The organism is Bifidobacterium aerophilum (assembly GCF_010667685.1).
In the GTDB taxonomy this organism is placed as follows: Bacteria; Actinomycetota; Actinomycetes; order Actinomycetales; family Bifidobacteriaceae; genus Bifidobacterium; species Bifidobacterium aerophilum.
Genome location: NZ_WHZW01000017.1, coordinates 1 through 13,398, shown reverse-complemented (window position 1 = coordinate 13,398; position 13,398 = coordinate 1). Strand labels below are relative to the sequence as shown.

The 13,398-nt window shown below is 57.0% G+C and carries 11 protein-coding genes; 5 read left to right on the top strand and 6 right to left on the bottom strand.

The window, feature by feature from the left end; translation table 11 throughout:
• Nucleotides 1-237 precede the first annotated feature (237 nt).
• Nucleotides 238-546, top strand: coding sequence for a type II toxin-antitoxin system Phd/YefM family antitoxin (locus GFD25_RS08535; RefSeq protein WP_163231870.1), 309 nt, complete (start codon nt 238-240; stop codon nt 544-546).
• Complete coding sequence (locus tag GFD25_RS08530; protein ID WP_163231868.1) at nt 547-864, top strand: type II toxin-antitoxin system RelE family toxin; 318 nt, start codon at nt 547-549, stop codon at nt 862-864.
• Between the two features lie 170 nt (nt 865-1,034).
• Here the strand turns inward: GFD25_RS08530 and GFD25_RS08525 are convergent, their stop codons facing one another.
• Complete coding sequence (locus tag GFD25_RS08525; RefSeq protein ID WP_163231866.1) at nt 1,035-3,137, bottom strand: glycoside hydrolase family 31 protein; 2,103 nt, start codon at nt 3,135-3,137, stop codon at nt 1,035-1,037.
• Between the two features lie 153 nt (nt 3,138-3,290).
• Here GFD25_RS08525 and GFD25_RS08520 point away from each other — a divergent pair, with 153 nt between their 5' ends.
• Complete coding sequence (locus tag GFD25_RS08520; RefSeq protein WP_163231864.1) at nt 3,291-4,313, top strand: substrate-binding domain-containing protein; 1,023 nt, start codon at nt 3,291-3,293, stop codon at nt 4,311-4,313.
• Between the two features lie 42 nt (nt 4,314-4,355).
• Here GFD25_RS08520 and GFD25_RS08515 read toward each other — a convergent pair whose 3' ends face one another.
• From GFD25_RS08515 to GFD25_RS08500, 4 genes are all read right to left on the bottom strand, one after another.
• The gene (locus GFD25_RS08515) at nt 4,356-5,720 is read right to left on the bottom strand and encodes an ABC transporter substrate-binding protein (RefSeq protein WP_163231862.1); all 1,365 of its coding nucleotides are present in this window, start codon (nt 5,718-5,720) and stop codon (nt 4,356-4,358) included.
• Between the two features lie 350 nt (nt 5,721-6,070).
• Nucleotides 6,071-6,298: a type II toxin-antitoxin system BrnA family antitoxin gene (gene brnA / locus GFD25_RS08510; protein ID WP_163231947.1), complete on the bottom strand. Its 228-nt coding sequence runs from the start codon at nt 6,296-6,298 to the stop codon at nt 6,071-6,073.
• A gap of 40 nt (nt 6,299-6,338) precedes the next feature.
• Nucleotides 6,339-6,611 (bottom strand): BrnT family toxin, encoded by a 273-nt coding sequence (locus GFD25_RS08505; RefSeq protein ID WP_163231859.1) that lies wholly within the window; start codon nt 6,609-6,611, stop codon nt 6,339-6,341.
• Nucleotides 6,612-6,773: 162 nt separating this feature from the next.
• Nucleotides 6,774-8,675: a glycoside hydrolase family 13 protein gene (locus GFD25_RS08500; protein ID WP_163231857.1), complete on the bottom strand. Its 1,902-nt coding sequence runs from the start codon at nt 8,673-8,675 to the stop codon at nt 6,774-6,776.
• A 323-nt stretch (nt 8,676-8,998) separates the two neighbouring features.
• On the opposite strand from GFD25_RS08500, the gene GFD25_RS08495 reads away from it, so the two are divergent.
• Both GFD25_RS08495 and GFD25_RS08490 read left to right on the top strand, forming a co-directional pair.
• Nucleotides 8,999-10,015, top strand: a complete 1,017-nt coding sequence (locus tag GFD25_RS08495) for a LacI family DNA-binding transcriptional regulator (protein WP_163231855.1) — start codon at nt 8,999-9,001, stop codon at nt 10,013-10,015.
• Nucleotides 10,016-10,266: 251 nt separating this feature from the next.
• Nucleotides 10,267-11,556, top strand: coding sequence for an ATP-binding protein (locus tag GFD25_RS08490; RefSeq protein ID WP_163231853.1), 1,290 nt, complete (start codon nt 10,267-10,269; stop codon nt 11,554-11,556).
• 299 nt (nt 11,557-11,855) lie between these two features.
• Here the strand turns inward: GFD25_RS08490 and GFD25_RS08485 are convergent, their stop codons facing one another.
• Entirely contained in the window at nt 11,856-13,217 is a 1,362-nt protein-coding gene (locus GFD25_RS08485; RefSeq protein WP_239512505.1) for an ABC transporter substrate-binding protein, read from the bottom strand.
• Nucleotides 13,218-13,398: the final 181 nt, after the last annotated feature.

The window sequence follows — 13,398 nt, the reverse complement described above, 5'->3', positions numbered from 1 at the left end:
GACTCCTTTCCCTGCTCCATCTCCCCCGCTCCCCTCTCGCCTCCTTCCCAGCTCCGCCTCCTTCCCCGCTCCCCCTTGTCAGGGGGAGCTGTCGGCGAAGCCGACTGAGGGGGTAGCCACACGCCGCTCACGCACATAGCGGAGGAATCCTTGGCCAACGGCATGTCGTATTATTATCGTGATGATAATCGTGATCATAATATGAATCACATTGATCGAGAAAGGACGGGCGACATCATGCCGGGAACCATATCATTGGATAACCTCGTGTCCGTATCCGAACTGAGTCACGGTGGCGTAAGCCGCACGCTTGGCCGCGTGACCGACGGCAATCCGGTCGTGGTCATGCGCAACAACAAGCCCGCGGCCGTGGTCATCACACCGGACGACTACAGGCGATACACGGAGGCCGAGGAAAACTTCGCTCTCTATCTCGAAGCCGTCGAACGCATGAAGCATGACGACGGCGAGCGCAAGAACATGGACGACGTGTTCGGCAAGGACTATCAGCCGGTTGACGACGGGTTCGAGCCGGAGTTCGAATAAATGGCGTGGCGCATCGAATTCACCAAGGAAGCAGCCAAGGACGTGAGCCGTTTGCGAGAACCCGCGAAAAGCCACGTCTACTCCATACTGAAGAAGGTTGCGGAGAACCCGCTGCCTTTCACCGAAGGCGGGTACGGCAAGCCGCTCGGCCACAAGAGGGACGGCAATCTCACCGGATACCTGAAGGTCAAGCTCAAGGGCGACGGCCTGCGCGCCGTCTACCGTCTGGAACGCACGGAACACGCGATGATCGTTGTCGTCGTTTCCATACGCGACGACAACGCCGTATACAAGGAAGCCGCACGACGAATCCAGTAACCGCGCCACGGGGCCGACGCCACCCCACTGTTCTCGCCATCCCTCTCCCCCTTGTCGGGGAGAGCTGCCGGCAAAGCCGACTGAGAGGGGGTAGCCACACCGTTCTGCACGCCAGAGTCAGCACAACGGAGCAAACGCTTGGGGCAACGCATGCCGCCCCAAGCGTTTGATTAATGACGGCGGGAATCGGCAAACGCGCTAATCACATTCCGCAACCCATGGTCTTTACCATTCCTAGCGAATAGCGGGATTACATCAACAGGTGCGTCTACAGCTACCGTACGTCCACCCGAATAGCTTTCACCACTATTGACATCAACCCATTGAGTACTGTCATCTCCGGGAAGATATACGGTACGGGCAGTCGCGCCCTCCTTGACTATCGGCGCAACGAGGAAATCCGGCCCGAACATATATTCGTCGCTGATACAGAAAGCCTTGGCATCATTCGGGAATTCGTAGAACAGTCCTCTCATCAAAGGATGCCCGTCATGATGCGCCTCATTAAAAATTTCTCGCAAATACGGACGCAATGACTCCCTGATGCTTATATACTTTCTGAATACCTTCTCCACTTCCGTCCCATAACTCCATGGTTCGTTATCAGCACCTGAGGGAGACATCACTCGCCCATCCCGCGAACGAATAATTTCTTTCTCAGCACCATCAGGCTGTGACAAACTACGATTTCCATGATTACGCATGACAGGAGAGAAACAAGAGAAAGCACACCATCTCATCAGCAATTCTCGGAATGAAGGATCATTGATCTCTCCATCATGGAAACCACCCAAATCAGTCGTGAACCAAGGTATTCCAGACATGCCCATATGGATCGCACAGGTGATCTGCGCCTTAAACGCTTCAAACGTGGAAGCGACATCGCCTGACCACACCAAGGCACCGTAACGCTGCGCTCCCACCCATGCGCAGCGAGTAAGGTTGACTATATTATCGTGGCGACCTATCTCCAGTTGCCCCTCATAAAATGCTTTGTTATATTCAACCGGGTATATGTTCCCAATTTGCTGATTGGCCCCAGCCCAATATCTGTAATTGGAAAAATCGTATGTTCCATATTCAGGTTCGGCTTCATCCAGCCAAAAAGCATCCACACCATAATCCGTATAATTGCGCCGGCACTGGTCCCATACGAATTTTCGGGCATCCGGATTGGTTGCATCGAATGACTGGCTGGGCTCTTCAAACATGACATTAACGTCTATGCCCTGTTCAGCTCGGACCAGCAAATTATTGGCACGCATATATGCATAATTGGAGGACTTCAGGGCAACCTGCGGCCATACGGACACCATCACCTTGATCCCCATCTCATGCAATTCATCACACATTGCTTTAGGATCAGGCCAGAATTCCTTATCGAAGCAAAAATCGCCAAGATGCGGCCAATGGAAGAAGTCTACGACGATCACGTCAAGAGGGATACTCCGCTGTCGGAATCCTCTTGCAACCTCAAGCAGTTGTTCCTGATTCCAATACCTCAGCTTGCACTGCCAGAATCCCAGTCCCCATTCAGGCATAACCGGAGCATAACCGGTCACGTTGGCATACTGACTTTCAATCTGTCGCGGCGTATTCCCCGCGGTAACCCAATAGTCAAGTTGAGTTGCAGATTGGGCGCGCCATTCAGTTCGGTTCTTTGCAAAGCACGCCGATCCGACTGCCGGATTATTCCATAAGAACCCGTACCCGGCAGAGGATACAACGAATGGGATGGATGCCTGAGAATTACGGTGAGCAAGTTCGAACGTACAGCCTTTAAGATCTATGCAATCCTGCTGGTATTCGCCCATACCATAGAGATGTTCCTCGGAAGGGGACTTAAACGAAGCTGTGATGCCGAATGAATTCCCGCTGATCGGCAAATATGAACGAGCATGGAGTTTCAACGATCCACCAGCAGAGATCTCCTTCAAAAGCAGTTTTCCTCGCGCATTCCAAAAACTCAACGAGCAACGGGAGTCCACACATCCGGCGCAGCTATTCTCGTACTCGGTGGCCTCGCACTTCACAGTAAGTTCACCGACAATCATTTCGGCGCTTGCTCCATCTGCAGCTATCGTGATCGTCGCGCTGGCTTCGCTAGGAATCTTCGCAAGAGGCAACAGTCCCCATTGAACGTCCTCGACAGAGTTGTTCTTCGAAGCCCTCACTCTTACGGAATTCACTCCCCAAGGATCGAGACGCAGTATCTCACCATCGCCATTCCAGATCAGCGCGCTGCCATCCACTGAAAATGATGAAAGAACCATTATCATCTCCTTTGACGATCCGACCTCATCCAATGGTATCGCCTGCTACGACGGCATTTTCGTCGTATCGAGCGATACGTCCAAGGTCTCGACAAATATGAAAACACATATGTTTTTATGAAAATGTTGCGGCATACGACCACAGGAGGACATGTGCAGACCAACATCAACGATGTCGCTCAGCAGGCGAATGTCTCCATAGCCACCGTATCCCGCACTTTCCGGCATCCCGAACTTGTCGCCAAGAAAACTCGAGACAAAGTACTTGCCGTTGCCGAAGAACTGAATTTTTCCATATCACGTTCAGCGACCATTTTTCAAACCGGACAATCTTTTCGCATTGCCTTGTTGTTGAATGATCAGTTTGCCTCCTGGTTTAATTCACGGATATTCGAGGGCCTCGATTCCGTATTCCATCCCGCTGGATACGACCTGTCGGTGTATCCCATTGCGTCGCAAAATGATCGGCGTAGTTTCTTTTCCACCTTGCCGGTCAGACGCAATGCCGATGCGGTTATCGTGCCGTCTTTCAACATAGATCTCGGCGAGGCAGAACGTCTGCGCAGCACTGGCATTCCACTGATCGGTATCAACGCACTCCCGGCAGACGCTTTTACGCTGTCGATAGCCATCGATGACAAGCAGGCAATGAGGTTGGTGGTACGGCATCTCATATCGCTTGGTCACCGGAGAATAACCTTCTTCAGAGTGAAGCACGACAGTGACTCCTCCTTAAAATTCAGCGCCAGCCAAAGAGCCCAGGGATTCCTTGACGAATGCCGCGACAATGGCATTGCGCCTTTGGTGCTCGATGTGGTAGAAGACGACAGTCGAGTCGACCAAGCCCTGACGCAACTGCTCACGCTTCCCGATATGCCCACTGCCATATGCTGTCAGCAAGATTCTCTGGCCGTTCCTCTCATCTTCAAGCTGCAACAATACGGCTATGAGGTTCCGCGTGATATATCGGTCACGGGATTCGATGACACCTATTACGCCCGCCAAATAGGCCTCACGACCGTTCGTCAACAACCGCGCACAATGGGTGCAATCGCCGCCAAACGAATCATCTCGTTGCTTGAGGGCAATGATGTCGAGACAAAGCATGAGGTCTTACCTGTCCAACTTATGTTCCGTACGACTACCGCACCGGCGCGAAGATTGGCAGACGACTAATGTTCATGTCGCCTGCCAATCACATCAACCATGCTTAATCACTTATTCAAGGGTTTTCGATTCTGGCAGGCCTCCCAATACGGCTTCATTATTCGCCCATTCGGTCTTCCAGCCATCGACAAAAGCTGATCGAACAGCTTCCCAGTCCCCGGTTCCCTGAACGTAATTCGTCAAAGCGCCACAAATACCGTTCTTCCATTCCTGATCGGGGACAAGAATGTTGTAGATCATCTTCTTACCCTTGGTCTCATACGACTGAGCGTCGATGATCAACGGATTATCTGGTTTATCGTTGGCTCCGAAAGTGGAGTAGGGGACGGCGAAGCCCATTTCTTTCGCCATGACCTCCTTGCCCTTATCGGAAGAGATCATCCACTTCATGAAATCCAAGGTAGCTTGCTTGTCTTTTGCACTTGCTTTCTTATTCACGCCCCATTGGTTTTCATAGAAAGCGACAACACTATATTTTTCCTCTCCCGGAATGCCCATCCAGAAAGGAAGCATGCCGATATCCTCATCGGCGACTTCGCTATCTTTGATCTGCGTGTACGTCCAACTACCGTTCGTGAGGAATGCCACCTGTCCTAGTGCAAATTCGGCAACCACATCATCATTGATTTTGGACCCCAGCATTTTAGGATCCGTAGGACTGTTGTTCGCCTGCAAATCAAAGAAATCCTTATACTGAGGCAAATACTTTCCCGTAATTTCAGGAGCAAAGGTCTTTCCTTCGTCTCTCAGCTCCGCAGCTACCGGGATCCTGGCCATATGATCGTCAAATCTCCAAGAACCCGATGTATCCAAGCCAGGAGATGCGAAAGACGCCACAATGCCCAGATCGTCTTTATGGGCATTCATGTCCTCTACAACCTGCTTGAGAACATCGTAGTTCACGATGTCATCAATCGAATCGATGACTGCATAATCCTTCTGCGCGTATTCGCCAACTAGCTTCTTGTTATAGATAATGCCGTCATATTCCGCAACGAACGGGACCGTGTATGCATTGTCCCCTTCACTCATCACCACGCTTTTGCCTTCATCGGTCAGCAGACCATATATTTCCGTATCCTGCATTGGCTCCAGATATTGCTTGACTTTCGCAAAACTCGGATATCCGGAAACATTGAACATCGTCGGAGCATTGGATTTTCCTAGCTCTGAAGTAAGCGATGACTCGTATTTATCTGAGGTGGCCGTCTGAACATCTACCTTCACGCCGGTTTCAGCAGTGTACGCCTGCGCCAGTTCCTCGAACTGTTCCACGACTTCCGGCTTGCTGTTCAGATAATATACTTGACCCTTTTCCCCGTCAGCAGATGTTTCACCACACGCCGCGATGCTCGTAACGCTAGCCGCAACCGCTACGATAGCGACCGTTCGTTTCCAATTACCTTTCCTTGCCATGCTTCCTCCTTGAATAATGGCTTTAATGAGCTTGGCTTCCGATCATCGCCTCGCTACTTATATGTAAGCATATTCATAATGATTTGTCAAATCATCGTATTTTTACTAATAATTCCTTGCAATATCAAGGGTATTCATTAATGAAAGCGTTTTCAGAAAACACGCGTACTTGTGAAATACAACGACATAATCGCTCCCACAATCACATCACCTAAGCCACACGAGCAACAGCCGACACCACTCCCCTGAACGCACCATACGAACTCAAAACACCCGAGGCAGAGCCCCGAAATAACAAAACCCGGGCCGCCGTACTAATACGGCAGACCCGGGAAGACTTTCATCTCTTTTCAGACGAGAGCAGTCCCGTGGCGATGCACCGCTCGAAGACGATCCGCAATCCACGTATTGACAACCGCATTACGACTAATTGCTAGATCGGCAGCTTCCTCGTCCAGCTCGCTGACCATCCACGCAGGCATCGTCAGCGTAATCCGTTTCTCCAACGGCGGATGATGTTCCACCACAGGATTGTTTAGATCGACGTAGTCGAGGATATCCTCGCCATCATCGAACATCTCCTCAAGCTGCCCACTAGTAATTGACTTGGCATCGGGCTTAATCTTGACTGTCATAGTATGCCTCCTCGTTCTTGCGCGATCTGCGCACAGATATGATTCGGATGCGTTTGCCTCGCTTAGTGGTGATCGCCGTCCAATGCTTACCAGCGATCATTCCGAGTACAACGTAACGCACATCGTCATTACCTGGATTGGACGCAGTCAGCGTCACCGTCTTCGAGCCGTCCCACATACGCTGAGCCTCCTCGAAGTCGATGCCATGCTTAGCGAGGTTCTTCGCACTCTTCGCCGGATCATATTCAAACTCCATCAAACCTCCCGGCAACATCTATTTTACATCAAGCTGATGTGGAAATCATATCAGAACGATGTATTTTTCGGCATAACATGATCATTCTGTCGCACCTACACAAAACGGCTGTGGCCGCGCACTCGTCATGCGCGCCCACAGCCGTATGCCAACCGTTTCGCCTTACGCCAGCCGCATCCACACGGTGGTGTCCTGCGGCAGCAGGCCGTCGGCGGTCAGATCGCCGGACGCGAGCAGGATCTCGCCGTCGGGCAGCGCGACCGGATCGTACGAGAAGTTGGTGATGCTCGCCCACCTGCCGGGCCGCTCGTACGCGATCACGCCGCCTTCGTTGCCGTCCGCGCCGTCCGGACGTCCGGACGCGCGATCATATCCGTCGAGCCAGGAGAACGACTTGTCGGCGCCGAGCAGTTCGTGACGCAGCGCGAGCACGCGACGGTAGAAGTTGAGCATCGACGCGTCGTCGGCGTCCTCCACGTCGACCGCGAAATCCTTGTACCACAGCGGCTGCGGCAGATGCGGCTGCGAGAACGGGACCGAGGAACCGAAACCGGTCGCGTCGGCGTCACCGTCAGCACCGTCATCGAGTCCATCAACACCGCCGATCGGCGAGAATCCGAACGTGCCGCGCCGCGCGGCCTCGTCGGCGTGACCGAACACGGCGACCGCGCCGGCCGCATCGTCCGGCACCTCGTCCGGGATCGGCTCGTCGCCGGCGACCCACGGCAGCGGCACGCGGCAGCCGTCACGTCCCTTCGTCGAGGCCGCGCCGGACGTGTGCACCGCCCACGGATCCTCCAGACGATCCCACGGGATGTCGGGCACTTCAAACAGGCCGAGCTCCTCGCCTTGGTACACGTAGGCGGAACCGGGCAGGCCCATTTCGAGCATGAGCGCGGCGCGCGAGCGGCGCGTGCCCTTGTCGCGATCCTCGCGGTACGGGACGCCGTCGTGCAGCACCCAGTCCTTGGCGAACGCGTGGTACAGGCCGTGTTCGGCGGGCACCTGCGCCAGCGCGAACCGCGAGGCGCTTCGGATCAGGTCGTGGTTGTTGAGCACCCACGTCGACGTGGACTTCGCGCGTTCGGCCTGTTCCAAGCCGCCGGCGATGGCGTCGTGCAGCGGGCCGCGCGCCCACACCTGCTTGGCGAACTCGAAGTTGAAGGTCTGACCGAGCTCGTCGGGGCTGGAGTACAGGTACTGGCGGTCGGGGTTGACCCACGCCTCGGCCACGGCGAAGCGCGGCGGATCGTACTCGTTGAAGACCTTGCGCCACGAGCGGTAGATCTCGTGCACGCCGTCGCGGTCGTACACCGGGTGGCTGCCGTCGGACGGCAGGAAGTGGCAGGCGTCGATGCTCCACGCGTCGAGGTCGTCGCGGTCGAGGTCCTTGACGAGCGCGTGCGCGACGTCCACGCGGAAGCCGTCGGCGCCGTGGTCGCACCAGAAGCGCAGGGTCGTGAGGAAGTCCTCGCGCACTTCGGGGTTGTCCCAGTTCCAGTCGGGCTGCTGCTCGGTGAACATGTGCAGGTACCACTGGCCGTCGGGCACGCGCGTCCAGGCGACGCCGCCGAAGTTGTCGATCCAGTTGGTCGGCGGCAGTTCGCCGTTCGGCCCACGGCCTTCGCGGAAGATGAACCGTTCGCGTTCGGGCGAGCCGGGCGCTGCCTTGAGCGCGGCCTGGAACCACGGGTGCATGCGCGAGCAGTGGTTCGGCACGATGTCGACGACGACCCTGAGCCCGGCCTCGTGCGCGGCCTCGGCCATCGCATCGAAGTCGTCCATGGTGCCCAGACGCGGGTCGACGTTGCGGTAGTCGGCGACGTCGTAGCCGCCGTCCGCGAGTTCGGACGGATAGAACGGGCTCAGCCAGATCGCGTCGACGCCGAGCCGCTTGAGATACGGGACCTTGCTGGCGATGCCGGCGATGTCGCCGAGACCGGAGCCGGTGGTGTCCTTGAAGCTGCGCGGGTAGACCTGATAGACGACGGCCTGTTTCCACCACAGTTCGGCGGACTGCTCGGAAGACTGCTGGGCGGAGTGGTCGTTGGCAGATGCGGCCATGATGCTTCTCCTTTAAAGCTCGGGGCTGATGTGCGCACTACGCGAGTCGCCGCGACGAACCGATGCGGAGGCCCGACGAGGCAGTTCGACACGGCAGTGAAAGTGTTTTCATTCATTATAGCTTCAAGACAGCTGCTTCACAAATCAACACACAGTGAAAGTGTTTTCAGTATTTTACATTCCTGCATACAATGACGTGTTTTCATCACCGACAGCGGCAAGGCGAGTTACACTAAGTAAATCAAGATGTAAACCTATACACTGATCGCCGGACGGCCACGACGGCCGACGGCGACGGACCGGACCGCATAACGGAGGGAGTCATGGAAGCGAGCATCTCGGAAGTCGCGGCAAAAGCGGGCGTATCCATCGCGACGGTGTCACGGGCGTTCGCGAAACCGGACATGGTGTCCGAGAAAACCCGCAACCGCGTGTTTGCGGCGGCCGACGAGCTGAACTACTCGATCTCCCGTTCGGCCACCTCCATGAAAACCGGCCTCGCCTACCGCGTCGCGCTGCTCATCAGCGAGGACATCTCGACCTGGTTCAACTCCCGCCTGCTCGCCGGACTGAACTCCGTGCTGCACGACGAGGGCTACGACATCTCGCTGTACCCGGTCGTCACCCCCGAGGAGCGCCACAGCTTCTTCACCGAGCTGCCGGTGCGTCGCAACGCCGACGCCGTGATCGTCTCTTCGTTCAACGTCAACCCCGACGAGGTGTCGCGCCTGCAGAGCGTCCACATCCCGATCGTCGGCGTGAACACGCCGTCGCTGGACGGCTACGACGCGACGGTGAGCATCGACGACCGCAACGGCATGCGCCTGATGGCCGAGCATCTCATCACGCTCGGCCACGAGCGGATCGCGTTCGTGCGGCACCGCACGTCGCCGTCGATCCCGCACAGCGCCGACCTGCGCATCCAGGGATTCGAGGACGCCTGCCGCGCGGCCGGCACCGTCCACGCCGAAACGATCTACTACGACGAGACGGTGGACTCCCCCGCCAACGACCTGCTGTCGCAGATCCTCGCGCTCGGCGAGCGCCCCACCGCGGTCTGCTGCATCATGGACCTCATGGCGATCCCGCTGTATTTCACGATGATCCGGTACGGCCTGCGCGTGCCGCGCGACCTGTCGCTCACCGGATTCGACGATTCGACGTACGCCAAGGAAAGCGGACTGACGACGATCCGACAGGATCCGACTGCGCTGGGCCGGGTCGCGGCGACCAAGACGCTCGCACTGATCGAAGGCAAGACTTTGGACCGCCCGCACGAGGTCGTGATGCCGAGCCTGGTGCTGCGCTCCTCCACCGCCCCGCTCGCGCAGGAGGATTGATTTTCCGACGGTGGAGGGACCCTGCCATGCGAGGTTCCCCGCATTTCGTCGCGGCGCAACCGCATTTTTCGTCTTCTTGCTCATACCGGTTCCACGTGAAACATACGTGCATAACGTGAACACCCACCTCGCCCCCGACTCTCATGTCTCGCCGACCCGCAAACGATCTACCAGAAAGGTGTAATCTGTATAACCCCAATGGCGTAAAATGCTAAATCAGCATAGCGTAAAATGACAGACAGAGGTATCCGATGACGCTTCGCCCTGAAACGTATCGCCCCCGGTTATTGGACACGCGGGTTTCCGCACTACTCGAGGCATTCGGCGCCGTACAGATAGATGGCGCAAAATGGTGCGGCAAGACATGGTGCGCGCTTGCCCACGCCGACAGTACGACCAGTCTTGATGATTATCGCGTGCGCTCTCTGGCGGAAGCCGATCCGACCATGCCTTTGTTGGGAAGCCAACCGCACCTAATCGACGAATGGCAGACCGTTCCCGCGGTACGAGATGCCGTTCGCCATGCCATCGATCAGAACGCCAACCGGCCAGGGCAATACCTGCTCACCGGCTCCAGCGCCCCACCACTGGCGCGGTATGAGCACAGTGGCGCCGGCCGCATCGCGCATTTGCGCATGCGGCCCATGAGCCTGTACGAACAGGGCCTATCCACCGGGGCCGTTTCCATCCGTCGGCTATTCGACGGCGAATTCGCGCCATCCGTGACGCAGACATCGCTCGTGGATATCGCCGAATGGATATGCCGCGGCGGATGGCCCGCCTCGCTCGGCCGGCCCATCGACAGCGCGCTGTACGTGCCGCAACAGTATTTGGAAGCGGTCGCGCAGGACAACGCTCCACGCCTAGGCAAGAACCCCGCCATGACGAGACGGATCATCATGTCGCTCGCCCGGAACAACGCCAAGGCCGCCACGATCAAGACATTGAGCCGAGACATGTATGCGGATGACGAGAAGGCCGATACGGAGCCGGCCCGGGCTACCACGACCAGCTACGTGGACATGCTGATACGCGAATATCTCATCGAGGAACTTCCCTGCTGGGATGCGCCGATCAAGGCCCGGAACCGCATGCGGGTCAAGCCGAAGCGATATTTCGTGGATCCGTCGCTTGCGGTATCCGCATTGGGCATCAACCCGACCCGACTGCTGGAAAACGGTCAGATATTCGGAGACATGTTCGAAAATCTCGTCATACGGGACCTGCTTGTATACACATCCGCTTGGGTTGGCACGGAACAACCCACCGTATATTTCTATCGAGACGACAAGGGCCTGGAAGCCGACGCGATCATCGAACTGACGGACGGACGCTGGGCCGCGATCGAAGTCAAGCTCGGAGAGAATAAGGTACAGGAGGGCGTCGATTCGCTGCTTCGTGTCAGGAACAAGGTCATGAGCAATCCTTACTCCCAACAGCGAGAACCTTCTTTCCTCATGGTCATCGTCGGCAACGGCATGTACGCCCGGACGACTCCGGAAGGCGCATACGTCGTGCCGATCACACTCCTCGGCGCGTGATGACGGCATGCCTCTTGCGCAGCAGGTTCACAACACGAAAACGGCTGTCGGCCGGACGCTTCGATGGGGAAGGTCCGGCCGGCAGCCGTTTGAGGAAGGGAAAGGAAAGGAATTGATTCGAACGATGTCGATATTCAGTTATTGATCTTCAGTTATCAAGTATTCAGTTGTACGCTTGCGGTTCTTGCGGGTTTGCGGTCGCACCGGCAGTCGCTTGGGGTGTCGCACGGGCCGGAATCAGAGGATCGTTCCGGCCCGGCGTTCACACGATTGCCGTTCGGCGACCGTCACTCCCCAAGTCAGGACAGCGGGTCGGCCGGCGGCAGCATGCCGGTGGAGTCCTTGTAGGCGTCCCACAGCGTCTTCCAGCTGCCGGCGAAGCCTTCGACGACCGCGTCCCACTTGCCGGTGCCCTGCGTGTATTCGACGAGCGGGTTGGCAATGTTGTCCATCCACTGCTGGCCGGGGATGTTGGCGGTGTAGACGGTCTTCTTGCCCTTGGATTCGCTCCACTCCTTGGCGGCGGAGACGAGCGGGTTGGCCGGCTGGTCGTTCTCACCGAAGGTGGTGAACGGAACCGCGAAGCCCATCTCCTTGGCGAGGGCCTTCTTGCCGGTGTCGGAGCTCACCATCCACTTGATGAAGTCGAGGGAGGCCTTCTTGTCCTCCGCGGAGGCGTTCTTGTTGATCGCCCAGTTGGCGTCGTAGACGGCGGCCGGACCGTAGTCCTCTTCACCCGGGTTGCCCATGTAGTACGGGAGCATGCCGAGGTCCTCGTCGGCCACGTCGTTGTCCTTGATCTGCGAGTAGGCCCACACGCCGTTCGGGTAGAACGCGACGGCGCCGGTGGAGAACTCGGCGGTGGAGTCCTCATAGGTGCCGGAACCGATCAGCGACGGCTCGGTCAGGCTGTCCTTGACCATGGTGTCCCACAGGTCCTTGTAGTGGTTCATGTACTTGCCGGTGATGTCGAGCGAGAAGGTCACGCCGAGATCCTTGAGCTCGTAGAACAGCGGGATGCGGGCCATGTGCGAGGAGAAGCGGTAGTTGTCGGAGGCGTCCAGGCCCGGAGTCGACACGGCGCCTTCGAGGCCGAGGTCGTCCTTGTGCTCCTGCATGGAGTCCATGACCTTCTTGAGGACGTCCCAGCTGGTGATGTCGTCGGCGGACTTGATGACGGCGTAGCTCTTCTTGGCGTACTCGTTGACGATCTTCTTGTTGTAGATGATGCCGTACCATTCGGCGGCGTACGGGATGGTGTACGCGGTGTCGCCGTCCTTGAAGGCGTAGCTCTTGCCTTCGTCGGTCAGCAGCTTGTAGGCGTCGGAGTCCTGGACCGGCTCGAGGTAGTCCTTGAACTTGGCGTACTGGTCGAAGCCGGACAGGTTGAACATGGTCGGGCCGTCGGACTTGGACAGCTCGGAGGTCAGGGTCTGGTTGTTGGTGCCGGAGGCGGCGGTCTGGATGTCGACCGAGACGCCGGTCTCATCCGTGTAGGCGTCGGCCAGCTCCTGCAGCTGATCAACGATCTCAGGCTTGGTGTTGAGGAAGTAGACCTTTCCCTTGCTGCTGTCAGCGGTGCTGCTGCCGCATGCGGACAGCGCGGTGACGCTCATGGCCAGCACGGCAGTGGTCGCGATGATTTTCTGAGCCGACTTCATCGGGTGCTCCTTACGACTTCTGTTTCTGTTCTCCTCGACGGCGGCGTAAGCACTCCGTCGTGCCTCCTGCAAACTCATTCATATTGGAATCATTTGCATTGGTTACTAGGGTGTGTTTACTCTATGGTGCTTTGGTGACATGATGGTGGTATGTGTACGCCGAGGTATGACATCACGAGGG